The sequence below is a fragment of the Paraburkholderia gardini genome, assembly GCF_907164545.1.
In the GTDB taxonomy this organism is placed as follows: domain Bacteria; phylum Pseudomonadota; class Gammaproteobacteria; order Burkholderiales; family Burkholderiaceae; genus Paraburkholderia; species Paraburkholderia gardini.
In genome coordinates, this window is the sequence record NZ_CAJQZB010000051.1 from 14390 (window position 1) to 36540 (window position 22151).

Here is a 22151-nt window from a genome sequence, read left to right on the forward strand (position 1 = left end):
GACCGTCGTCGCAGAGAACGAAGTCGCCCGCTTCCCGTTTGGGCTCGTGGACAACGATCGTCGACCTGTGCGGCGGCTCAGCCACCTGAGTCTGGGTCGAGCACGCGCAAAGCGAAGAAGTACCGGCAGCTGCAATCAGCAGCATGAGAAAGTTGGACATGGTTTTGAACTGGAAAGAGGTTGAGCGCCCCGCAAGGCGCAACGATTAGAAGAAATTGAGTCGGGCGATGACCGCCCCCGAAGGGACGGTTCACACGCGACAAGCAAGAACGCCTGATGCTCAGGCTGCGAGCGCTTCGACGTCGATCACTGCATCGGCTTCCGAAATCAGGTCAGGTGTCTGCGAGATGAAGAACTCCCGCTCGTACCCACCCTGGCGCAATACCTCGCGCTTCATCCGCATGAACTGAAGCTTTCGCTTCGGATCGAGCGGACCGTCGGACTCGTCGCTGAAGAGCGTCTGATACGGCTGGCCCGCATTGCGCGCGAGATACAACGCGATGCCCCGCGTCAGACACTCGTTGATCCAGACCTTCTGGCCACCCGACATCACCGAGACTGACTTGGTGCTGTCGTGTTCAGCGTCGTGAACGAGGATCTCGAAGCCCTCGCGCAGCTCGCCGTTTGCCAGTTCACGTTGCGTCTGAATCTCGACCGTAAAGCGCATCCCGTAGCACGCAAGCAGCAGGTCGTTGACCGTCTGCGTGAGCGCCGGGCCGGCATCGTCGATGGTCAGGGCAATCACACCTTCATTGCCGAGTCCTTTCGCGAGCAGCTTCCAGCGAGCGATCTCGTCAGAGATACGGTCGGCGCGAGACTGCGTTGCATCGAAACCGGTCAACTCTTTCGCGATCGCGTCACGTTCGGCTTCACGCGTGGCCTGAGAGCGGATCAGTGATTCGATCTGTGCCTCAAGTCGTACGATCGCCTCGCGGTTCGCAGTCAACTGCCGGTCGATGTCGCCAATTGCTGCGGTGACATCGACAGCGGCCAGCCTCGATGCTTCGGCCTCGACTTCACGCAACAGACCCGTGAGTCGAACTGTCTCGGCTTCACGACGGGTTCGACTGTCGGTCTCCTCCACTTTGAGGGTTCCGAGATCTGCCCGCGCCGCGACAACCCCTTCCGTCGCTGCATCGAGCAGTGGCTTCCGGGCCGCGAGGTTCGTTGCCTTGTCCAGATCCTTTCGCGCGGCCGCCAACGCGTCGTTGATGGCTTGCAGTTCGATTCGCCGTGTCGCAAGTTGTTGAACCTGCGGCGTCAGCTGATCGGCCTGCTCGCGAAACCTGCGGAAATTCGCACGAAGCGTCTCGATCGACACACGTTGTTCAGCCGCCTTCGCGGATGCTTCACGTGCCTGAGCAAGAAGCGGACAGCGAGCGTGCATCTCATGGCCGGCGCAGGGAACTGCGTCGACCACCGATGCCTGCTCCTGCAACGTCTTGAGTAGCGCGGCCTTCGACACACCCTCCGACTCCAGACCTTTGAGGCTCGAAGCCGCAGAGGTGAGCGAAAGCTGCTTCGCTTCGAGCTCAGTGATGACAACCTGCAACGGTGCAATCCGCGATTCCTCGCGACCGATCCGTAGCTGTGCGTCATCGCGTAACGCCGCGGCGCCGAGAATCGCGTCGCGCTGGCCAAGTGTCGTTTCGTGACCTGCAATCATCTGCAGAAGCCCCTTGCGACGTTGTTCAACGCGTTGAACGGCAGCCGTCCCTTCGTTGGCGATCGACTGCAACGAGGTGGATAACTCCGTTCGACGTGTAGCCAGTTCCCGCAGGCGCGTTTCGACGCCAGCGTTCTCTGTCTGCCTGGCCACGAGCGATGCCCGTTGCTGGTCCAGACTGACGGCAGCGATCTGCAGGGTGTCCCGATCCTTCCGGGCCGTAATGAGCGCATTGCCGTCGGCGACGATAGAGAGGTTTGCCTGCGCGAGACGCTCGCGTTTCCCGGTGAGTGCAACGAGTTCCTGTTGCACGCCATCGAGTGCGCGACCGAGCAGCTTCGCCACGTCAGCGGCTTTCGCCGACAACGCGCGGAGACTGTCGATTTTCAGCAACTCCGCAAGCAGCCCCTTGATCTCGCTTGCGCCGTAAGACGCGAGCGGACGACGGTTTTGTGCGGAAAACACGCTGGTGAAAAACGATTCGAGCGAGCCGCAGATCGATTCAACGCAGTGATCGTACGTTTCGGCTTTTCCATCTGCCTTCGTGCCATCCGGAAGTGAAACCGGTTGCCACGTCGCATCGTCCGCAAGGTAGGAAAGGAAGTACTCAGCCTTGCCCGTCTTGCCCGGTTTGCGAAACGCGAATGACGAGCGATACCGCGTGCCGCAATGCTCCCATTCGAATTCCTTCAACGCCTGGGCGCCACAGATGTGGTCCCAGTAGGAAAAGGCATCGACCGAGAGCTTCGCCGCACGTGAGGGCATGATCCGGTACGGATGGAGGTTGTCCATGATGGTGGACTTCCCCGCCCCGTTCGGGCCCGTCAGTGCAATCAAACCAGTCGGGAGCGACTCGAGATCGAGCGTCAGGCTGTCGCGCTTCATCCCGTCCCGTACACCGAAAAAGCCTTCGAGAAAGAGTTTTAGCGGGCGCATGACATGCCCTCCGGAACCGGCGAGTCGTACAGATAGTCCGACGGCAGCCACGGGATATCGTCGTCGTTGGGAAACGATGACGCGATCACGGGATCTGCCTTCGCGGGCGCGACCGGTTTCGCAAGCGAGCCGTCGATACCCTTCTCAACATCTGCACAGACCCTCGCGAAGTTCGCGGCGGCCTGATTGAGCAAGGTGTCCCATCCGTTGAAACCGGTCAGGACTCGCAGTTCACGGTCGGACCACTGATTCGCATAGCCTGTGTTGAACGACCACAGCAGGTTCTGCATTTCAACGTCCGGCACGACGACCACCTCGGGTGTATCGGAATCGGTCGAATCCGCCAGCACGAGACAGCTATCGCGTTGCGCGATGACGGCGCCACGATCGGGGCCGAACGGTTGATGAAAGATGCCAGGGGTGAACTCCGCGTGCTTCACGAGATCCTGCTGAAGCACGCGGGCGCAAGACGTGGCGTTGTAGTGACGGACCCAGCTGGATCCGGCGGGATAAAGTCCGAACATGGTCACACTCCAGAAAATTGGGCGAAGTGCGTCCCTGGAAGGGATTTCTCCCCGCCAGGGTCAAAAGAAAATGGATGCTGCAAACTGCTATCGATGCGTCGTTAGACGCGGGTGAAACCTTGTTTCGATAGCCTCGCGGGCTATCGGAACACGGCTGTGTCTGCGCGGGAGCGCCTTATTGGCCACTCCCGCGAACTGGCGGCATCAAGCCGCAAAGAGGTCATCTGTCAGCCACGCGAGCGTGTCCGGTTGTGAGGTTTCCGATGAGGACGGCAGCGCCGGCACCGCATCAGGGGCCACGACTACCGGAGCAACATTCGCAACGGACGACAGAACGGGGCGAGATGCAGGCAACGCGTCGATGCGGGCAAGAATCCCCGCGACAATCGACTCTGCATCCCCGGCGTCAAGCTGATGTAACCGTTCGATGACCGGCTCACGCTCAACCTGGGTGAATTCACACCAGCGCGCGAGCTTCCCTTCGATGGTGGTTTCCAGGCTGATGCCCTGTGCGCGGCTGCGTACCACCGGCAGCACGCGCGCCTCGACCTTCAGGCCTGCGGCACCGGCAAAGAGCGCCGCGATCGCGTCGCGGTCCACCGCCTGGCGATGCTCCTCGTCGATCTGCCAGCGAACGCGCACGAACTTGTCGCTCGCGTTCGCCGCGATCTCTGCGAGCTTTTCCATATCGGGAGGCCCGTCGAACTCGACGCAGAGCATCTGTCGGGACGGGGTCGGTATCAGCAGTGAATCCGCGTCGTCCCGCCACACACCCCAGAGCAGGTAGCCCTTATCGCCTTCTTCGCCATAGTGGAACCGGCCAATCGAGCCAGGATACCCAACACGTCGGCCGCCACGATCCCAGTGCTGCGCCTTGTGAATGTGACCCAGCAGGAACGCACTGCACTCGGCGTCAAACAACGCACCCAGCGAGAATTCATGATCGAATCCTGCCATCGTGACGCCGTGCTCGGTCGTGCAACCATTGACCGTGCCGTGGGAGACACCAATCGTCGAAATCCCGGCCACCCTCAGCTCGCGATTCACCTGACCGGCCGCGACCAGATACGCGGCCAGGACATCTCCGAGTTCCGTCCCCGCAGCGAGCGCGCCAACGCTTGCCGCGAGTTGTCCCTTGTTGACCGTCGGAAGACAGGTGAACACGGCCTGCGGTCGCAGCCCAATCACATCGCGAAGCTCGTCCAGTGAAAACACCGGGCCGCAAGAGGCGTGGAACTGCCCGTCGACCAGCGCAACCTGTGACACCCGATCTGCGATAAACACGGGGTAAGTGCCGCCCATGAGCGCGAAGTTATCGAGCGTGCCCGGAGGCTCGTGCGAAAGGGTGCCCTGCAGCATCAGCACGGGCATCGCGTCCGCGAGCCTGTGCACCTGTGTCGCCAGCGCGTGAAGCGCCGGAGCATGCGCATCGAGCCGGTGATCCGTCGAGTCGCCCGAGATAACGGCGACCTCGGCACGCCGCTCGATCGCGTTTCCAACCGCAAAGCTGAAGCAGCGGCCGGACTCGGCCAGATTGTCCGGCGAGTAATGCAGGTCAGAAAAGTGTGCGACTTTCAAATTCGCCTCCCAAAAGCAAAAAGGCCGCCCGCAGGCAGCCTCAGTGGTTGAACGCCGAAACGCAGCGTTAGAAAAGGTAGTTACGACAACGCGTCTCGAACCCTCGTCAGCGCGACGCCGAGAAGATTGAGACCGCGCCATGCGCGCGGATCGCCGATGCGTGCATCGGGAGCCTCCGGTTGGGGGATCACAAAAATGACAGCCGAAATCCGTTACGCGGGATCGATCTTTTCGATCGTCGCTTCCTGAATATCGGTACCCGCCGGCGGAGCATCGGGGTCCAGCAGTGTCGCGAGACAGGCTGGCACATCGATACCGTCTCCGAGCATGAGCAATTTCAGCGCGTCGTCTCTGCTTAACAGAGATCCCGGCTCCGTTGCATGTCGGAAAGCAGCGTCGAACAGCGTCTGTTCGTCAAACACGCGTATATCGAGCGACACGCGAAAGCATTTCGCATCAGGCATATAAATTCTCTCGTAAATGGAATGGCCGCCGGGGCGGACTGTTTCGATGCGCGGATGCGCGGTCGAAAGCACTTGAGCAAGGTGTCTTGCTGAAATGTTCTCGATGTCGGGAAAGGAAAAGCCAGCCCCGGAGGGCTGGCAGAAAGGGTTTGAGGACTTGTCAGAACTGCATCAACCGTAAAGCGCTGCCATTTTCGCGTTCTCGATTTCCTGGTCGAGAGGCGCGCGGTCAGTCAGCGCTTTCGTCAGCTGCTCGTTCATGCGGTCAACATCTGGCGTGCGATCTATCCACCCACGCCCAAAGGTCGCGTGCGCATAGATCCGGAAATCGTGCTTCCGGTTTTCCGCACTCAGACCGAGGCGTTGAAGCAGGTCCTGCATCCGGCGCAGCTTGTCCTCGTGCGACTCGGCACCGGGAAGGTGTTCGGTCGCGCCAGGTTCGGGCTCGTCTGCAGAAGCACCCGCCGCATGGGACTGGGAAGTCTGCAACGTCCCGACTTCGATCGTCGACGCAGCCGGCGTCTGCCCAGCGGGCGCGCCCGCACCGACGTCTGATCCGGCAGCATGCCGCGTTGCTTCCCCTGCGTGCAGAGGATGAACGTTCCCCCCTGCTTCGATCAACGCGACCGCGTCAGTAGCGGCGTCCAACGCAGGCGCCGAATCCTCCGCACCGTCGAGCAGCGCGCCGATATCGATATCGGCGTCGAGGACCGTCAGCATCTGCTTCGCGCGCACTGCGTCACCTTGGTCATTGATGCGGGTGATATCGAACTCACGCTTTGTGATCCAGAAGCGCGTTCCCGTCAGCTTTCCGCGTGCAAGCAGCACGGTCTGCATGGCCGAGTAGGCTTTCTGAAGCACGTAGATGGAGTTCGTCGGCAGCTCGATAAGGCCGAGTCCCTTTATGTCAGGGATGGCGAAGATGAAGCTCGCCGACAGATTGCATTGGCGGGCCTGATACTGCGGACACTGCTCGGGATCACAGATGCCATCGGGAATGGCATCGTCCTGCCTGAAGATCACGTCGCGCCCGCCGAAGCTGCGTGCCGCCCGTTGTGCGCGGGGGTCGCGTTCGACCTTTGCGTACGTCTTGCAATACCGCATGCCGTCCGAACCGTATTCCGAGAAATATTTACGTCCGGTAGTTCCCCACGCCGCCATCTGGTTGGGCAGGTTCGCCATCCAGTCGTTGAACGCAAACAGCACCGGAAAGCGGTACAGCTTCAGTCCATTACCGTGATCTTCACCGTACAACCGGAGAATTTCGTCGGCAACGTCAGGGTTGGTGAAGTCCGAGCGCCGGCACGTGAAATACGGCACGTTCTTTGGAGCCAGGGCATTACGGACGCGGCATTTCGATTCGATCACTTTCGCGATCGTGTCGAACGAGTCCCCGGCGGCGACCATCTCGCGGTAGATCTCGACGGCTTGCGCGTTCGCTCGCGCGGACGACGTAAGTGCCTTGATGCCGGGACGAATCCGGCCGATGGTTGGCGGGCGCATCGCCCTTTCCTCGACCAGGCTACGCGCGGGAAGCGCGGCCAGCGTTGCAACAGCATTCATGATGGTTTCCTCGCGAGAATGAAGATCGCTGACGTGCGCATCCGGCTGGCTGACTGATCCAGATCGGTTGCGGCCTCGTTTCCGCGGCTGTCGGCGACGTGTGAAATGAAAATGCGGCGCTCCGGATCGCTCAACATCGCGACCTTCGCTACCTCGCACCGCTCGCGCCACAGTGGCGAAGCGGTATCTGCAGATGCGCGTTCCTCGTCGATCGTGCTGCTGATCGTTAAGGCGATACGTGCGTTCAGGCGGTCTGGAAGCATGCAAACCTCCGGTACAGGACAGAGAACAACAGGCGAAAAAAAAGCGCGCTCCCCGGTCAGAGGAACGCGCTTCGGGATTCGGTGTGAATGACCCGGGCGCCATATCCCTTCTGGGGATATGGCGCTCAGGGAGCCGTGAGGCTCATAGTCGGAGACGTTAGGTCGTCTCCGCGCAGCATGGTCACGCTGCGCTACAGCCCATTATCGGAAAATACATTCCGCCGCAGGTTCACGGTTCAGCCTACTTCGATCGTTCTACCCAGATGGGCTCTGGAGAGAGAACACCCGATATCCGGGTCCGAACGATGTCGCGGCGCAAATGCATGCGGCCGGCAACGAGTTTCATGGCTGAAAGATGGGGAGCGCGGGCGAGGCGCTCATCAAAAGAATGATTCCACACCAGTTGCCAACTGGCCGGAGCATGCTCAGGAGCACGGCTTGAGGACAGAAGATGGACTCCGGGCTACAGAGTCGAGGTCGATGCGTCGGTGACGCAGGAATTAGATTCAGTATTGCGGAAAAAGCGCGTCTGCCTTTCCCGAAAGATAACGAAATCAGCGCAGCTTTTGCCCGATACGGTGTGTGCGGTTTCACACACAATGGCCGGTGAGAGAGACCACCCGATAAAATCCTATGGCCGCAGTTCTAGAACTTCCGCCCGATCCTGAACGGCCGGAAAAACCAGCGTTATCCGTTACGTCAGCGAGCGGCCTCAAGCCAATCGAACGGCTCACGAGCGACTCGCGAATCGATCGCATCGTTCCCGAGTCCGACACGCTCACCGTGCTGCAGTACAGCTCGCAGTTCGCGCGAAATTTCATTCGCTCTGACTACAACTTCTGTGCGGCCAAGATCGCGGTGGCGCGCGGCGGAAAACTGCATGCGCTCGACACGGCGGTGCGTGAAGCGTCGGAGTGGCTCAAAAAGTCGATCGACTGGGTTGCGAAACACAACGCGCGTTCGATCGAGCTTCCCCATGAAGCCATCGAACTGAAGATCACGCGGCCACTTGCGGGTGCGCTGGTGCGCTGTCTGACGCAGTTTGACCGCCTGTTCGTGGCGACGCTCGAAGCGGTTCTGGCCGAGAAAATTCAATCGACTGACCGCGCCAACATCCTCGCCAACGCCGAACGGCGTATCCGGCACATCGCCCAGGTCTGCATTCCCGACAACGATCAGTACGACTTCGACGGCACCCGCCGCGACCAGTAGACGATCGGTTTTACCGCTCTCAACACTCCCCGCGCATTGACATTTGCGCCGGTTGGATACGCTCGACCTGTCAACTTGAAGAGGCAGATATGGATATACGACAAATTCAGGCGCTCCACGCACAATACTCGTCCCAACCTGTCATGATCGACCTTGCGGGCCATTCCGCAGCAATGCCGGCGCTGCCCGCGCCGGACACGCGTTCCGGCCAGAGGTGGCACAGCTTCACGCCCACTTTCCGACTGCGTCAGGTGGGCAAGCCACTCGCAATTTTCTTAGCAATTGCCGCGCTCGCAGGGGGAGGCGGCATGAGCGTCGCCAAACTCTGGAAGACGATGCACAGCCATCTGTCCACGCAAGCGACTCCGCCTGTCCCACCAGCGGCATCGCAGGTTCATGCCATTCCTCGCGGCGATATGCCGATAAACGTCGCACCACCCCGCCCACTCACGTCGGCGGATCTGGGCGACGAAAAGCCCGCGCCCACGTCTGCTCTCGCGAACGTCGATGCGCAGGCGCTGGCAACGGCAGCCGCACCTGCCGCGAGACCCGCTGTCCGCGCATCGGATCCCGCGCCCGACCCAGCGATCGTGCGTGCTGCCGCCTCGCCAATTCGCGCGCAGAATCCCGTGCCTGTGGCGCAACCGGCCGCCGCACAATCGACGGTAGGTCAGACGGCCCAACCTGTCGTTTCCCAGCCGGCGGCACAGGCACCGCATGCGGAGCGGGCCCCGACACAACCCTCCGCGCCGGACGCCGCGTCCGCTGTCGAAGCGCCGGCCAGGCCAGCGCCGCGGGCGATCCATCACGTGACGGCCCACCACCCGGCGAAGTCGGAAGATCCGGCATCGGCTCAGCCCGTTACGCAGCCGACCACTTCTAACGCCAACCCTGGGCCCGCGACCAAAGCCGGCTCGAAGGGCGGCGACGTTCAACTTTTCTGAGACCACACGTCATGAAATCTCAAGCCCCTAACGTCACCCTCCTGTCGCCCGGCCTGACCATCCACGGCGACGTAATTCTCGATCACGGATTGAGCACCTTCGGCATCATCAGCGGCAGCCTCATCTCGAATGACGGACTTCTCCACGTCGGCCTCGGAGGCATGATCAAGGGACAGGTAGAAGGCGAGCACGTGCGCATCGACGGCACCGTCGAAGGCGATGTTCGCGCGCGCGGCATTCTCGAAATCAACGGTCGTGTGAAGGGGAATGTCTTTTACTGCGGCACGATCCGGCTCGGCCCGCGTGCGTCGCTCGAAGGACAGATCTCGCGGGTTGCACGTGAACTCACCATCGAGAACGGCGCGTCCAATGTCCAGCATCTGGCCCGCACGACCAGCGCCGGCTGATCCACAACCACAATAATTCAACGAGGAAACAGAAAACATGAAACGTCGTTACGGCGCTTTGGGCGCGATGGCTTTCACTGTGGCAATTGCAGCGCATGCACAGGCGGCAACGAAGGCTCAGGAACTGGACGTCGCGTGGTTCAAGGACGGTCATCAGATCGTTGCTGCCCGTCAGGTGATCAACAGCGACGAAATCGGCCCGAATCCTTTGCTCTACTCGAGTGGCGAACAGGTCCCGTCTGCGAGATGCATTGGAGGCGGTAATAACGTCAAACTGAAGGGCGAGTTGGTGTTTGTCGGGCGCTCGCTTTTCGTCCAGCCGGTAGCAGTTCATGGCGACAAGGCCCGACTTTTAGTGTCCGCGATGGACACAACGTCCGACGGCACGCGCCAGACAGGTCCGGCAGACTGCCGGTCCCTGGTGGTCGATGTGCACGGATTGTCAGAAAAGGATATTTCAGTGGATATCTCCGTCGGACAGTCCGTCGACGTCCCGATGAAGGACGCGCACTACCGGCTTGTCTTGAAGCTGAACGACGCGTCGATGTAGGGCGGCAAGGGCCGAATGGTCCACGCAAAAAGGGGCGTCCTCTTGCGAGAGACGCCCCTTTTGCGTTGTTCAATCGTTTGTAGTCACGTCCACATTTCGGCGGAAGGTCGGTAATAGAGCGCTTGATAGCCCGGCAGATGCACCCGCTGCCCGTTCCGGTCGACAGTCATCCCGCGCGCCTCAAGCCAAAGCGACAGCCACGACAGCACCCTTTCGAGCGCGTGCTCGTTGGCCTGATGTGCGTGACGTAGCGCGTGATGCGTGCCCAGTCACTTGTATGGCTCCGTATCCCCAAGCACCCGAAATGGCGAGACCACGTGAAATCGCTGCCACGTGAGCGCAAAGAGTTCGGCCATCTCGCTCGCTTTTGCGAGCGGCGCCAGATCCTGCTCGAGATCTGTGGGGACCGCCGGTCGAGCCGGCAATCGACGCTGTTGCTCCAGGCGCGATCCGAACCCGGTCAGCACCGGCCTGTTCGTCGCATGCCACGATTCCAGCACATCGGGGCTCATCCAGGTGCGCTCACGCAGGCTGTCGTCGAGCCACGCGGTGCATTGACCGTTCGTTGTCAGGAAAAAGCCCGCGACCGCCAGCGGCACCCAGTCGTCGGCACCTACGGCATAGTGGAAACCCTCACCGTCCGCGTGCCATGAGCAGAGGCTGTCGCCCGTGGCGGTTGCCACGTCGAAGTGTTCGGCCGAGAGTTGATGCAGGGCGCGGCCAGCGGTTTGCGCCGCGTCGTGTGATACAAGACCAACGGTCGAGGCCGACGCATCGCCGAGCCTGCCAAACAGTCGTTGCAGCATGGTTACTCCAGGAAAGCCGGATCAATGCCTACGGAATGGCCGACTCGATGACGAAACGTGAGACGGCGTTTTTCTTGATCGTCGCAATGGTCAAACTGTCGCGCGCCCGCGTCATGGCGACATAGAAAAGCCGCCGCTCCTCGGACTCCGCGCTCTTCTCGTCGGGTACGACACCTTCTTCTGCGCGCGTAATCCAGACATGGTCCCATTCGAGACCCTTCGAGCTATGCATGGTAGTGAGCACCAGTGCATCGGCGGCCGGCTGGTTGTTATCGCGCCTCAGGAATTCGATGCGCTCGGAGAACGGCCCGTTCAGCCGCGAGATCACGTCGTAGGTGCCCTGAATCGCGCGGATTGCCTGATCGCCCTTCGCATACGTCATCATCCATTCGAGGACACCTTCGAGCGCAAGCGAGTAAAACTGACGTTCGCACAACGCCTGCCATTCGGCGAGGCGCTTCATGAATCCGCGGTACGCGGTGGCCGTCTCTTCAGAGACGCCGAGCGCCACGAGGTCTTTCTTCTGTCGCTGAACGAGCGCGGCTCCCATATCCCGATGCAGGACCATCAGGTCGCCCGAACCCATGCCCATATGTCCGAGGACAGCGTCCAGGCCGTTGGTCTTACGGCCTTCGGCGATTTCGAGCAGGTTGCACATCAGCGCGCCCTGCGGGCGGTTGATCACCGAGCTACCGGACGCGCGGTAGTACTTCACACCGTGAGACCGGCAAACCGCCTCGATCGGGTCCAGTATCCGGTTCGTGCGCGCAAGGATTGCGCACGAACGGCCGGCGGCCAGCATTGGCTGCAACGCCTCGACCGCAGCCACCGCATCCCCGTATTCATCCTCAAACCGGCGCGTAGCTACCGCCCCACCGATGCCACGCTCCGCATGCAATAACTTGGGTATGCGGTCAACGTTGTTGCGGATCACCGAGTCGGCAGCCGACAGAATTTCGCTTCTACAACGATAGTTGCTGCCGAGTACAACGCGTTGGGCATCGAACGTTTTGGCAAAGTTTTCCATGCCGCGAAACCCGAGCGCCGCCCGAAACCCATAGATGCTCTGATCATCGTCGCCCACGACCGTGACGTTCGCGCCCGCCTTCGCGTGCAGTTCGACCCACCGGTATTGCAGCGGGTCGGTATCCTGAAATTCGTCGACAAGGAGATCTGTGATCCGGTACGGCTGGATCTCACCGGCTTCCATGCCCGCAACCGAGAGCCGCAGCATGTCCTGAAAGTCGATCTTGCCGTTACGTGTGAGCGCCTCCTGATACGCGTTGTAAAGCTGCGCGTCAGCCATACCCGCCTCGACCCGGCCGAAATTCGTCTTGATGCGCTCGATGACCGGTACGACCTCTTCCGGCTTCCATTCCAGCCCGAGTTCCGCGATCACGCGCGCAAGCAGGCCCATCCGGTCGCCGTCGGACGCGATGTCACGCTTCCTGCCGCCCGGCGGCGTCAACTGCTTGAATGCCAACGAGTGGAACGTGCCCGCGATCAGCCGCTTCTTCACGGTAGCGCCGGCGAGCGTGAGAATGCGCTCGCGCAATTCGACCGCGGCGTCCTTGCTGAACGTCACCGCACAGACAATCGCGGACGGGTCGGCCAGCAGCAGCGCCGCCTTGGTCGCAATGGTTTTGGTTTTCCCCGCGCCCGGGCAGGCGATTGCGACGCAGTGGCGGCGCAACTGTGCCACCTCGCGCTGCTGCGGATTCAGCTTGTCGAGCATGACAGGTCGCCTATGGACTAACGGCCGCGAACCGTAGACATCAGGCGCAGGTGGGTCATGTAGCCGCGTACGCCAACCGGATGGAACTTGCGCAGGAAGCGCGAGGTTTCCTCGTCGACGTCCGACTGGTCGCGAACACCGTTCCAGACGAGGAAGTCGAAGTTATCCATCACCTGGTCGAATTTGAGCATCAACGACAGCAGGCGCATCGAAAAGCGCGAATACGCCTCGACCTCAATGTCCAGCGACGGCTTCGTCACGCTCGGCTGGAATACGATATCGCCCTGCTCGCGCATCTTCGTTTCAGTCTTGCTGCGGAACTCGCGCGCGACCGTCAGCTGCTCGTCGACGTACGCTTCCAGATCCCCAATCTGCTTCTCGAACCACGCGGTTACCGTGCCCTGATCGTCGGCGCCAAACGTCGAGCGCCCAAACCGCTGCATGTTGATGCTCATACGGTTCAGGTACGGCCACCATTGCTCGAAGAGCGGCTTCAGGCGGGTGTGGTTCAGTCGCATGGCGGCCTTCACGACCGCTGCGCCAGAAAGCTGACGGCTCATGAGTTCGCGGCCGATCTCACGGCGGCGTTGCACGATCGCTGCGCGCTCGGCGGGCGACATTTCACGGAACAGTTTGCGGGTGCGGGCGACCTGTTCGCGCTTCTCGGCCAGTTCGGACTCGCTGATCATCCCTTCCTTCTGGAGGGTGGTCGCGGCGTCTTCCATCTGCTGAAGTTCGCGCTCGATCTCGCCGTCGTCCGCACCATCGGTAGAGAGCGTCGGGTTCAGCGCCGCAGCCTCGGGTGTACCCGCTCCCAGCGTGCCGGCGCCAAACACGCCGACCGCGCCTGCTCTCTGCTCGGCGTCTGCGAGGTTTGTCTCTTCTTTGATAGTGCTCATAGGTCTTCCCTGTTAAAAGAGCACGCGCACGCGCGCGGCATGACCTATTGTTGCGACGACTCGCGGGCCACAGTGGCGCAAAACATGGGTGATTTCGATGCTCTTTTGCGCGAGACAGGATTTTCCGGATCATCAGAGACAGCGATGGAATCGCTCGACAGAGCCTTCACCATCGACGCGCAGTCGAGATTTCTTGGCGTATTCAGATTCGATGGTTGCATTCTGCTCGTACGGCGCAGCAATCACCGCGCGGAGCGATAGATGGTCAGAGGTCACGCTCCGGCCACAAGGCGCCGTTCACATCCATCGTCGCTCGGACGTTCAGATGTCGGCTACTCCACCTACAACCGGCCATTCGATGGCCGTTGCCGTCATTGGCGTGACAACCTGCCGACGGCGGCTATAGGTTGTGCAGCAAACTCGGGAGCAGCAGCACGAGTGCAGCTCGCCCCGTTCGCGTCGTCGACTTCGTCAGGCGTCTTTCGATTTTGCTCGATTCAGGTAGTGCCATTCGAAGCCCTCCGGGCCCACGCGCACCGTACCGGCCGACGTCTCCGGAAAGTGGGCAGCGAATACCGTCGCGCCTGTTCTCGCCGCATGTCCGAGCAGCCATTTTCGCGAATCGCGCGCCTGCTGCTGATCCAGGCAGAACGTCGAATTCCACTGCGGACGATAGACCTGCAGCGGACTATGCATAACGTCGCCAGAGAACAACGCAGTTTCTCCCCGCGAGCGAATCTCAATGGCCATATGACCGATGCTGTGACCCGGTGTCGGCAGAAAGTGGATGCCATCGACAATTTCTTCTCCTGCATCCGGCACGATTTGGGCCTGTTGTGCTTCGATAACGGGCCGGACACTGTCCTCGAATACCATGCGCCGCGGTTCTCCTCCAGGCGCGGCGAAATAGTCGCGCTCGCGCTGGCTGAATACATAGGTGGCGTTCGGAAATACGGGCATCCAGCGGCCCTCGTGCCAATGCGTGTTCCATCCGACATGGTCGACGTGCAAATGCGTGAGCAGCACATAGTTCACTTGCTCGCGGCGAAAGCCTGCCGCTTCGAAACGCTCGAGCACGGGGTTGTCGAGTCTATCGAACAGTGAATTGAACGGTCGTGACTTTCCATTGCCGATCCCCGTATCGATGACGATAGTCAGACCACCGGTTTCGACGACCCACAAATGTGTTTCCAACGGTATGCGTCGATTGACAAGGTCGAGGCTGGCCGTTCCGAGGTGTTCTTCCAGGGCACGGCCAACGGCGGCGTCCCACTCGGGGAACAATACGTCAGGAGCCAGCGCGAAGGCGGTTTCATTGACTCGCGTAATGGTTGCCTCGCCGACATGATGGACGTTGGATGCGTCTTTCATGACGATTCTCCTCAAAGTAATGGGGCTACTCACGCTGCGTGCATCTCACGCGCAACTGGCACGCGCCGGGTAGCCAGTGCGTAAAGTGCGGCACTGATCAGCGCGGCAACACCGCCGACCGACGCGAGCGCCACGCCCAGGCTGGTGCCCGTGTGCCCGAAGTGTTCGTTCAGATAGCCGACGGCCAGCGGACCCACGCCTCCGCTGATCGCGTTGGTCATGAACACGAGCAATGCTATCGAACGGCCGCGCATGCGGTTTGGCACGGCGATCTGCAACGGCACGGGCGCAAGGCCCATCGCGATACTCGCGGTGAACGCGCAGACGCCGTACAGCACGATTGCGACCGTGCTATCGCTGACCAGCGGCATCGCGATGGCGGCGGGAACCAGTGTAGCAACCGCGACGGCGGAGAGGCCGAGCACCTTGCGCAGTGTGCTGTCATCGGTCACGCGGGTCGCGAGCACGCCGGCACACGCGATCCCGAGTATTCCGCCGATCATGTAAGCCGGCGCGGCCATCTGGCCGACCTGCTTCGGAGCCAGATGAAATTGCCGCATGAGCAAGGTCGGAAACCAGGCGGCGTGCGAATAGAACAGCGTGATCAATGCCACGTACGCTGCGAAGTAGGGAAGACAGAAGCGATTGCGCACGAACAGTTCGATCATGACGTCGCGTAGTGACGGCAAGACGTCTTTTGTCTGCGTCGCATGATCGAGCGTCTCGATGCGCATGGGTTCGCGAATCGTGAATGCCACCAGCGTGGCCAATACGAGTCCGGGCAGGCCGACCACGATGAACACCGCTTGCCAGGGCGCAACACCATGCGTCGCGAGCCATGCACCGCTGTTGCCGTGCGCCGCCGACAGCAGCATGCCGCCGCCGAACAGCGCGATGCCACCTCCGACATACGGCCCGAGCATGAAGACGCTGCTGGCGCGCGCGACTCGGCGAGGCGCGAAGATGTCGCCAAAGATCGACAGTGCGGCGGGGCTCAGTGCCGCTTCGGCAATCGCGGTCCCTGCGCGGGCGACTAGCAGTTCCGGGAAGTTCGTGGCGAATCCACATAGGGTGGTCGATATTGCCCAGATCGCGATGCACGCGGCGATCAGCTTCACCCGGTTGGCTCGATCGACGAGCCGCGCGACGAAAACGCCCGCCGTTGCGTAACACATCGTGAAAGAAAGGCCCTGTAGCACGCCGATTTCCGTATCCGTGAGCGCGAGCGATTGCTTGATCGGTTGCACGAGAATGCTAACGGTCTGCCGGTCCAGATACGAGAACGCGAAGCAGACGAAGAACAGCAACACGATGTAGGTCGGGTGCCGCACGTCGCTATAGGCGAGCCGCGCGGCTTGTCCGGCTGGTTGGGTCAAAGGGGGATGGGCGCTCAAGTGATGTCTCCGGATCGTGAGTCGGGGTGTGGGCTTCGGCAATCGCTGTGCCTATGCGGTGATCAATCTGCGTGAACGTCGGCGGCTAGCAGCGCGATGCAGTCGCCGGGTTCGACGCGCGCGAACGTTCGCACGCACATCACCCTGCCGTCTCCGCAAAAGCGGATCTCCAGCGGTGCCTCCCATGGCCGGTGCGGATCGAAGATGCGCCCGGCCAGTTGTCCTTCACGAACCTGATCGCCGAGTGCAAAGGTGAGTTCCAGCACGCCTGCGAGCGGCGAGTACACGTAGTGGCGCGTGCCTTCCACGCGGAGGAAGCGCGTCTCGCCTGCGCGCGGCAGGGGCTCGTCGGGCGTCATGCCGAGGCGGTGCAGCACACGCTTGAGACCACCTTCGACGATCGCGAGGTTGGTTGCATCGCAGCCCGCGTGACCGCCGAATTCGCCGCAAAGGAAGAGCTTTCCGTGGCGTTCAGCCGCGGCCGCGAATGTGCGGTCTTCGCCGAGCAGATCCATGATCATCGTGTTCGGTGCGCCGAACGCGCGGACGAGGTCAAGATACAACGCGCGCCGCTCGCCTTCTGTCGGCGGTGACGCGAGGAGCGTGGGGGCATGCTCGAACGATGCGCCTCCGGCGTGAAGATCGATGACGACGTCGGCGCGCGGCAGCAGTTCGGTTTCGACATAGTGCGCGATCATCTCTGTTGGCTGCCCATTGCGCGCCCCCGGGAAGAGCCGGTTCAGATTGCCGCGGTCGATAGGAGACGTGCGCGAGCCGTTGAGGAAGGCGGGGAAATTCAGCGCGGGTATGACGATGAGGCGGCCGCGGATGGTCATCGACGGCAGCCGCTGAAGCAGTTTCATCAGCGCGACGGGCCCTTCGTATTCGTCGCCATGGTTGCCCCCTGTCAGCAGAACCGTTGGGCCTGTGCCCGCTCCAGCGTTGAATACCGCGAGCGGGATGGGAATATGGCCATAGGCCGAACGGTCATGCGACCAGGGCAGCCGGAGCGTGCCGGTCTGCAAACCTGTGCGCTCGAAATCTACGTCACTGGTGATAAGAGATGGAAGATTGGACATGGTGCGATCAGTAAAGAGCGAGGCGGCGCCCCGGTTGTCTTTACTATCGCCGACGATAAAACGCCTGACTATTGCCGTTTTCTGCGTCGGGTGATGCCTTGAAGGCATCACCGGTTACGGACTCATCCATCCGCGTGAGACGGTAGGGTGTGGCCTACCTGAGCCGGTCGACGAATCGGTCCAACGCCACGTTTGCTCCGTTTTCCACAAAGCAGAATTCGAGCGGCAACGGCACCGACAGATCTTGCAATGCGACGAAACGCACGCGTGCCGGTGGACGATCACGATTTGCGGCGTTCACGATCGCGACTCCCATCCCCGCGGACACAAGCGAAAGGATTGCCGTTTCGGTGCTGGCCTCCTGCCGGATGTCGAGCGTAAGACTGCGCTCGGCGCAGGCGGACAGCAGCCGGTCGTAGTACGCTGGGTAGACGTGTCGAGGAAAAGCGATAAACGGGGTTTCCTTGAGTTCCGTCGCCGCAACCGTTCCAGTCTTGCCGAGCGGCCACGTTTTGGGCACGGCCAGCACGACATTCTGTTCGAGCACAGGCACGCTTGCGATGCCTTCGGGAAGCACGCCAATACGATAGCAAAACCCGCCGTCGAGTCGTCCTGCTGCGATCGCTTCAAGTTGCACGGGTGTATTCAGCGGCTGGAGTTCGAGTGACACTTGAGGTGTTGCCCGCTCGAACTCGCTCAATGCGCTGGAGACGATGCCGCTCCAAGCCGCGTTTTCAACGAAGCCAATCCGCAAATGACCTTGCACGCCAGATGCGATGCGGCGAGCAAGACGATTCGCCGCATCGACGCGGGCAAGGATGTCGCGCACTTCGGACAGGTAGGCTTCGCCCGCCGCCGTGAGCTTGAGGCCGCGCGGCGCACGTTCGAACAACGTTGCGCCAATGGTATTTTCAAGGTCCTGAATCTGGCGGGAAATCGCCGGCTGCGTCACGTGCAGTTGCTCAGACGCCGCGCGGACGCTTCGCAACTCAGCGACGGCAATGAAATATCGAAGATGCCGGAGTTCCATGGAAATATCAGTCTAGGACGTTAACGCAGGATGTTAAACCATTGCATACGTGGAACAGCGATGGAGTGCCAATCAGCGTAAGCCAGACGATGGGAAGCGGATTACGCAGCGGCGACCGGCGTGGGACAAACGCCGGGATCAACCGAGGGGCTGACTGCACGCGCCGACGGTGCGTAAACATCGCGTGTGCGTTGGGCGTCGAAATGGTGCGGGCGACCGCTGTGCACTCGTAAGCCGCCCATCGCCGTTAAACCCACGCGACTGTCCGGAGAGGGTCGAGGCCGTGTGGAAACGCGAAACGCAGGTTTGACGTGCGACGAATCTGCTGCGGCGAGTATCCGCCTTCGATCACTTGGAATGGGACTGAAGAAAACTCCGCATTTAGCCGATATCAGTTACGAACCGCATGGCGTTTTCGATGCTATCAATGCTTGCATTCCTCCGTCCGGATGCTATCATTGATAGCATCATCACAGGAGTTACTGCAATGGCAAATCTTTTGGTGCGCAACGTGGACGACAGCTTGGTCCAGAGTTTGCGCGAGCTGGCCGCTGCTCATGGCCGCAGCGCCGAAGCCGAGCATCGCGAAATACTGGCAAAGGCCCTGCGGAAGCCCAAGCGTAAAAGCTTCGCGGAAGTGTTGACGGGGATTCCAAACGTCGGTTCAGATTCGGATTTTGAGCGCGTCGATGACGGCGAGGCGTCGCGTGTATTTGGTTGATACGAACGTCATCAGCGAGGTCAGAAAGCGGGACCGCGCGAACAAGGGGGTGCGTGCCTTCTTCCGCCAGGCAATGCGAGAGGACAGCGATATTTACTTGTCCGTGGTTACTGTTGCGGAATTGCGCCGTGGAGTTGAGTTGATCCGCCACAGGGGCGACACGCAGCAGGCGACGATCCTCGAAACTTGGCTCGGGGCAATCATGGCTGACTATGCCCAAAATGTTCTGTCGGTAGACGAAGAAATCGGGCAGCTATGGGGACGGCTTCGGGTGCCCCATCCAGAGCATGCCTTGGACAAACTGATTGCGGCCACGGCTTTGATTCATGACCTGACCGTTGTGACGCGCAACGTCGATGATTTTGCAGGAACAGGGGTGCGGTTGTTGAATCCCTTTGACTAAGGAAAAGTGAAATGCCACGACCGACCATCTCCATTGACGACTGGAAATGTCCCTGGTGCAAGGAGCACAATCGCTTTGAAAGCGCGACAGCAGGCGCATGCGCCGAAGGCGATCTGTCTGGTTTTGTCGATCAGGTTACGTGTCCGTCGTGCGGAAAGGATTCGATGGTTTCATTAAGCATCCAGTTTCGTGCCGAAGCCGTCACTGTTTGACCAAGGAAAAGCCACCATGACGGACAGTCAAGAAAAGCAATCGACGGAACAGAGAAATAGCTACGCAGGGCTGGGCTATCGCTACCAGGTCTATACGGGGCGCGGCGTCAATATGCCGAAGTTTTCGACTCCTTGGCACTGGTTGGCCCAATTCTATGTAGCGGTATTTTGCGGCAACGCGGATTACTGCCGGATGATCGACGCGAAGACAGGCAAGACCGTTCTCGAATGGGCGCGAGCTACGATTCGAAAGTTCGCCTTCATCGACACTTGAGCGCATGTTGAGTGCTGACGGACGTGAGGCGGCATTCGCGATGACCGTCGCAGCGTGGCTCATCTGCAAAACAGGTCGCTGCGTCGAGTTCGTCGCGGCCTTTACCCTCGAGCACCGTTCCTGTGAAGTTTGTATTCAAGCGGGTGGCCGGACCATTTGTCGTTTCGGGTCATCTGCTTTAGCGACCAGGTACTTGCCAAAATGGGCGTGCACAAAATCGACGAATACCCGCACCTTTGGCGTCATTTTCCGACTGCTGGGCCACACCACATGGATACCGTTGGAGTCCGTCACGTAAGGGTCCAGTACGGTTTTAAGGCGTCCATCGGCGAGCGCGTTCTTGACAGAGAAATCAGGCACGCATGCGATCCCGCGCCCTGCCAGAGCCATATAAAGCAACATGTCCAGGCTGTTGCACACCACCGTCAAAGGCAGCGACGAGCCTGCCGCTGTGAATGTCGAATGCCGCAGCGGCCATTGGTACAGTTTTCCAGTGGGTGTCCAACGATAGTGCAGACATGCATGATTCAAAAGATCATCCAGATTCGTGGGGGTTCCCTTTCGTTTCAGATACTCCGGAGCGGCGACCAGACAGGCGCGCCAGGAACCCAGCAGGCGAGATACCAGCCGTGAATCTCGAAGCGCGCTCCCGCGAATGACGACGTCAAATCCTTCATCGATTACGTCGACCAGTCGATCAGTGAAATCAAGATCGAGTTCAATCTCGGGATGTTGCTCTATAAAGGCTGAAAGCACTGGAAATGGTAGTCCCGCCGAAAGTGACAGCCCCACCCTTAGCCTCCCTCGCGGATGTTGGGCCATTGCACTAAGTTCGTCCTCGGCCGCTTGAACTTCCCCGAAAATCCGTCTGCACCTTTCCAGGAACACCTCGCCTTCGGACGTAAGCCGGACGCTTCTCGTGCTGCGTTGGAAGGTAAGCGTCATTTGAAGGCCGTATCGACATCGACGTTGAGCGTGTCCAAAGTGATGTCCATCACTTCGAGTAGTGGGGACCACTTTGATGACAGAGATCGGCAGTGCTGGAAGCCGCAAGGGGCGGCCGAATTACGCGCCTGAATTCCGGCGTGAAGTTGCGATAGCCGCTTGCGAGCCCGGCATCTCAGTGGCGAAGCTCGCACAGTCGCGCAGTCTGAATCCGAACATGGTGTTCAAGTGGCGCAGGCAGTACCGTGCCGGTCTACTGGACAACAGGACGGTGAGCGAGACGGCCGTGTTCGTTCCGGTGGCGATATCGCCGGATGATCCTATGGCGGTTTCGTCGCTACCGGTGCCGACAGCGCAATTGCCATCGCACGCACAGGAAGCCGCGACTTCAGGTATTGAGATCGAGCTCAATGGCGCACGCGTGCGAGTGAGCGGGAAGGTCGCCCCGGCCCAGTTGCGACTGGTGCTGCATTGCCTGAGGCCGGCATGATCGCGCTGCCGACCGGCACCCGCATCTGGCTCGCCGCAGGCGTCACCGACATGCGCCGTGGCATGGATGGTCTGGCTGCACTGGCGCAGGTGGCCCTTGAGCAAGACCCGTTCTCGGGCCACGTGTTCGCTTTCCGTGGTCGCCGGGGCGATCTGGTGAAACTGCTGTGGTGGAGTGGCGATGGAATGAACCTGTACGTCAAGCGCCTGGAGCGAGGCCGTTTCATCTGGCCGCAGGCCGACGCGGGATGCATCCATCTGTCGGCGGCACAACTGTCGATGCTGCTCGAAGGCATCGACTGGCGACGCCCCGAACGAACCTGGAAGCCCACGTCAGCCGCGTAAATTTGCCCCCGCTTCTGCGCGCGCCTGGTAAACTCTCAGGCATGCCAGTCAGCCGACTCCCCGACGACATCGACACACTCAAGCGCATGCTTGTCTCGCGCGAAGAAACGATCGCGCGCCTGCTTGCCGAGATCTCGCGCCTGAGGCGCTGGCAGTACGGACGCTCGTCGGAGCGCATGGCAGAACTGACGGGACAACTGCAGCTCGCACTCAGTGGTGGGGCACTGCCGCAGCAGGATGCCGTGCCGGCACCGGCGCCAGAACCGGTGCCTGATGAACCTGTAGACACGACAGCGCCGGCGGTCCCACTACGCCGCCGCTCGCGCGAATTCCCTGCACAC

Annotated in this window: 24 protein-coding genes; 10 read left to right on the top strand and 14 right to left on the bottom strand. The window is 60.8% G+C overall.

The annotated features are described in order from the left end of the window. Positions 1-280 precede the first annotated feature (280 nt). From LPA37_RS25545 to LPA37_RS27995, 6 genes are all read right to left on the bottom strand, one after another. Entirely contained in the window at positions 281-2602 is a 2322-nt protein-coding gene (locus tag LPA37_RS25545) for an SMC family ATPase (protein WP_229014045.1), read from the bottom strand. Then, entirely contained in the window at positions 2590-3126 is a 537-nt protein-coding gene (locus tag LPA37_RS25550) for a hypothetical protein (RefSeq protein ID WP_229014046.1), read from the bottom strand. Before LPA37_RS25550 ends, LPA37_RS25545 begins: the two co-directional genes overlap by 13 nt. A gap of 204 nt (positions 3127-3330) precedes the next feature. Continuing rightward, positions 3331-4704: a metallophosphoesterase family protein gene (locus LPA37_RS25555; RefSeq protein WP_229014064.1), complete on the bottom strand. Its 1374-nt coding sequence runs from the start codon at positions 4702-4704 to the stop codon at positions 3331-3333. A gap of 212 nt (positions 4705-4916) precedes the next feature. Beyond that, positions 4917-5240, bottom strand: a complete 324-nt coding sequence (locus LPA37_RS25560) for a hypothetical protein (RefSeq protein WP_229014047.1) — start codon at positions 5238-5240, stop codon at positions 4917-4919. Positions 5241-5339: 99 nt separating this feature from the next. After that, positions 5340-6731 (bottom strand): recombination directionality factor, encoded by a 1392-nt coding sequence (locus LPA37_RS25565; protein ID WP_229014065.1) that lies wholly within the window; start codon positions 6729-6731, stop codon positions 5340-5342. Then, complete coding sequence (locus LPA37_RS27995; protein WP_456093802.1) at positions 6728-6994, bottom strand: DUF7696 family protein; 267 nt, start codon at positions 6992-6994, stop codon at positions 6728-6730. The genes LPA37_RS25565 and LPA37_RS27995 overlap by 4 nt, the downstream gene beginning before the upstream one ends. Before the next feature lie 633 nt (positions 6995-7627). Here LPA37_RS27995 and LPA37_RS25570 point away from each other — a divergent pair. The 3 genes from LPA37_RS25570 (at position 7628) to LPA37_RS25580 (ending at position 10107) form a co-directional block, all read left to right on the top strand. Beyond that, positions 7628-8206, top strand: coding sequence for a DUF1845 domain-containing protein (locus tag LPA37_RS25570; RefSeq protein ID WP_229014048.1), 579 nt, complete (start codon positions 7628-7630; stop codon positions 8204-8206). 955 nt (positions 8207-9161) lie between these two features. Further along, entirely contained in the window at positions 9162-9557 is a 396-nt protein-coding gene (locus LPA37_RS25575; RefSeq protein ID WP_229014049.1) for a bactofilin family protein, read from the top strand. A gap of 37 nt (positions 9558-9594) precedes the next feature. Further along, positions 9595-10107, top strand: coding sequence for a hypothetical protein (locus tag LPA37_RS25580; protein ID WP_229014050.1), 513 nt, complete (start codon positions 9595-9597; stop codon positions 10105-10107). Positions 10108-10376: 269 nt separating this feature from the next. Here LPA37_RS25580 and LPA37_RS25585 read toward each other — a convergent pair whose 3' ends face one another. From LPA37_RS25585 to LPA37_RS25615, 7 genes are all read right to left on the bottom strand, one after another. Then, positions 10377-10913 (bottom strand): hypothetical protein, encoded by a 537-nt coding sequence (locus LPA37_RS25585; protein ID WP_229014051.1) that lies wholly within the window; start codon positions 10911-10913, stop codon positions 10377-10379. 28 nt (positions 10914-10941) lie between these two features. Beyond that, entirely contained in the window at positions 10942-12648 is a 1707-nt protein-coding gene (locus LPA37_RS25590) for an ATP-dependent helicase (RefSeq protein ID WP_229014052.1), read from the bottom strand. 17 nt (positions 12649-12665) lie between these two features. Then, on the bottom strand, positions 12666-13547 hold the full coding sequence (locus LPA37_RS25595) for an ATPase (RefSeq protein WP_229014053.1): 882 nt from the start codon (positions 13545-13547) through the stop codon (positions 12666-12668). 471 nt (positions 13548-14018) lie between these two features. Next, complete coding sequence (locus LPA37_RS25600; protein WP_229014054.1) at positions 14019-14918, bottom strand: MBL fold metallo-hydrolase; 900 nt, start codon at positions 14916-14918, stop codon at positions 14019-14021. A gap of 29 nt (positions 14919-14947) precedes the next feature. After that, the gene (locus LPA37_RS25605; protein ID WP_229014055.1) at positions 14948-16312 is read right to left on the bottom strand and encodes an MFS transporter; all 1365 of its coding nucleotides are present in this window, start codon (positions 16310-16312) and stop codon (positions 14948-14950) included. Positions 16313-16374: 62 nt separating this feature from the next. Next, the gene (locus LPA37_RS25610) at positions 16375-17391 is read right to left on the bottom strand and encodes a succinylglutamate desuccinylase/aspartoacylase family protein (RefSeq protein WP_229014056.1); all 1017 of its coding nucleotides are present in this window, start codon (positions 17389-17391) and stop codon (positions 16375-16377) included. Between the two features lie 154 nt (positions 17392-17545). Then, complete coding sequence (locus LPA37_RS25615) at positions 17546-18421, bottom strand: LysR family transcriptional regulator (RefSeq protein ID WP_229014057.1); 876 nt, start codon at positions 18419-18421, stop codon at positions 17546-17548. Positions 18422-18908: 487 nt separating this feature from the next. Between LPA37_RS25615 and LPA37_RS25620 the strand changes: the two genes are divergently transcribed. Genes LPA37_RS25620 through LPA37_RS25635 form a run of 4 tightly spaced genes read left to right on the top strand, consistent with a single transcriptional unit; the run spans position 18909 to position 20031 of the window. Then, entirely contained in the window at positions 18909-19142 is a 234-nt protein-coding gene (locus tag LPA37_RS25620; RefSeq protein ID WP_200623186.1) for a FitA-like ribbon-helix-helix domain-containing protein, read from the top strand. Then, complete coding sequence (locus LPA37_RS25625; protein ID WP_229014058.1) at positions 19129-19545, top strand: type II toxin-antitoxin system VapC family toxin; 417 nt, start codon at positions 19129-19131, stop codon at positions 19543-19545. Before LPA37_RS25620 ends, LPA37_RS25625 begins: the two co-directional genes overlap by 14 nt. An 11-nt stretch (positions 19546-19556) precedes the next feature. Further along, the gene (locus tag LPA37_RS25630) at positions 19557-19757 is read left to right on the top strand and encodes a hypothetical protein (RefSeq protein WP_229014059.1); all 201 of its coding nucleotides are present in this window, start codon (positions 19557-19559) and stop codon (positions 19755-19757) included. A gap of 16 nt (positions 19758-19773) precedes the next feature. Continuing rightward, positions 19774-20031, top strand: a complete 258-nt coding sequence (locus LPA37_RS25635) for a hypothetical protein (protein WP_228980718.1) — start codon at positions 19774-19776, stop codon at positions 20029-20031. A 135-nt stretch (positions 20032-20166) separates the two neighbouring features. Here LPA37_RS25635 and LPA37_RS25640 read toward each other — a convergent pair whose 3' ends face one another. After that, entirely contained in the window at positions 20167-20976 is an 810-nt protein-coding gene (locus LPA37_RS25640; RefSeq protein WP_324251904.1) for a LysR substrate-binding domain-containing protein, read from the bottom strand. 76 nt (positions 20977-21052) lie between these two features. Between LPA37_RS25640 and tnpA the strand changes: the two genes are divergently transcribed. The 3 genes from tnpA to LPA37_RS25655 all read left to right on the top strand — a co-directional run. Further along, a complete protein-coding gene (gene tnpA, locus LPA37_RS25645) occupies positions 21053-21466 on the top strand; it encodes an IS66-like element accessory protein TnpA (RefSeq protein ID WP_229014061.1) in 414 nt (137 codons plus the stop codon). Next, positions 21463-21810, top strand: a complete 348-nt coding sequence (gene tnpB, locus LPA37_RS25650) for an IS66 family insertion sequence element accessory protein TnpB (RefSeq protein WP_229014062.1) — start codon at positions 21463-21465, stop codon at positions 21808-21810. Before tnpA ends, tnpB begins: the two co-directional genes overlap by 4 nt. 41 nt (positions 21811-21851) lie before the next feature. Continuing rightward, on the top strand, positions 21852-22151 hold a 300-nt coding region (locus tag LPA37_RS25655; protein WP_229014063.1), incomplete at its 3' end, for a transposase.

Excerpts from the sequence above, each read along its gene's own strand:
- LPA37_RS25565 (WP_229014065.1), bottom strand. The coding sequence starts at position 6,731 with ATGAATGCTGTTGCAACGCTGGCCGCGCTTCCCGCGCGTAGCCTGGTC.
- LPA37_RS25610 (WP_229014056.1), bottom strand. The coding sequence starts at position 17,391 with ATGTCCAATCTTCCATCTCTTATCACCAGTGACGTAGATTTCGAGCGC.
- LPA37_RS25585 (WP_229014051.1), bottom strand. The coding sequence starts at position 10,913 with ATGCTGCAACGACTGTTTGGCAGGCTCGGCGATGCGTCGGCCTCGACC.
- LPA37_RS25570 (WP_229014048.1), top strand. The coding sequence starts at position 7,628 with ATGGCCGCAGTTCTAGAACTTCCGCCCGATCCTGAACGGCCGGAAAAA.
- LPA37_RS25580 (WP_229014050.1), top strand. The coding sequence starts at position 9,595 with ATGAAACGTCGTTACGGCGCTTTGGGCGCGATGGCTTTCACTGTGGCA.
- LPA37_RS25590 (WP_229014052.1), bottom strand. The coding sequence starts at position 12,648 with ATGCTCGACAAGCTGAATCCGCAGCAGCGCGAGGTGGCACAGTTGCGC.
- LPA37_RS25635 (WP_228980718.1), top strand. The coding sequence starts at position 19,774 with ATGACGGACAGTCAAGAAAAGCAATCGACGGAACAGAGAAATAGCTAC.
- LPA37_RS25640 (WP_324251904.1), bottom strand. The coding sequence starts at position 20,976 with ATGACGCTTACCTTCCAACGCAGCACGAGAAGCGTCCGGCTTACGTCC.
- LPA37_RS25620 (WP_200623186.1), top strand. The coding sequence starts at position 18,909 with ATGGCAAATCTTTTGGTGCGCAACGTGGACGACAGCTTGGTCCAGAGT.
- LPA37_RS25545 (WP_229014045.1), bottom strand. The coding sequence starts at position 2,602 with ATGCGCCCGCTAAAACTCTTTCTCGAAGGCTTTTTCGGTGTACGGGAC.
- LPA37_RS27995 (WP_456093802.1), bottom strand. The coding sequence starts at position 6,994 with ATGCTTCCAGACCGCCTGAACGCACGTATCGCCTTAACGATCAGCAGC.
- LPA37_RS25550 (WP_229014046.1), bottom strand. The coding sequence starts at position 3,126 with ATGTTCGGACTTTATCCCGCCGGATCCAGCTGGGTCCGTCACTACAAC.
- tnpA (WP_229014061.1), top strand. The coding sequence starts at position 21,053 with ATGACAGAGATCGGCAGTGCTGGAAGCCGCAAGGGGCGGCCGAATTAC.
- LPA37_RS25630 (WP_229014059.1), top strand. The coding sequence starts at position 19,557 with ATGCCACGACCGACCATCTCCATTGACGACTGGAAATGTCCCTGGTGC.
- LPA37_RS25600 (WP_229014054.1), bottom strand. The coding sequence starts at position 14,918 with ATGAAAGACGCATCCAACGTCCATCATGTCGGCGAGGCAACCATTACG.
- LPA37_RS25595 (WP_229014053.1), bottom strand. The coding sequence starts at position 13,547 with ATGAGCACTATCAAAGAAGAGACAAACCTCGCAGACGCCGAGCAGAGA.
- LPA37_RS25575 (WP_229014049.1), top strand. The coding sequence starts at position 9,162 with ATGAAATCTCAAGCCCCTAACGTCACCCTCCTGTCGCCCGGCCTGACC.
- LPA37_RS25615 (WP_229014057.1), bottom strand. The coding sequence starts at position 18,421 with ATGGAACTCCGGCATCTTCGATATTTCATTGCCGTCGCTGAGTTGCGA.
- tnpB (WP_229014062.1), top strand. The coding sequence starts at position 21,463 with ATGATCGCGCTGCCGACCGGCACCCGCATCTGGCTCGCCGCAGGCGTC.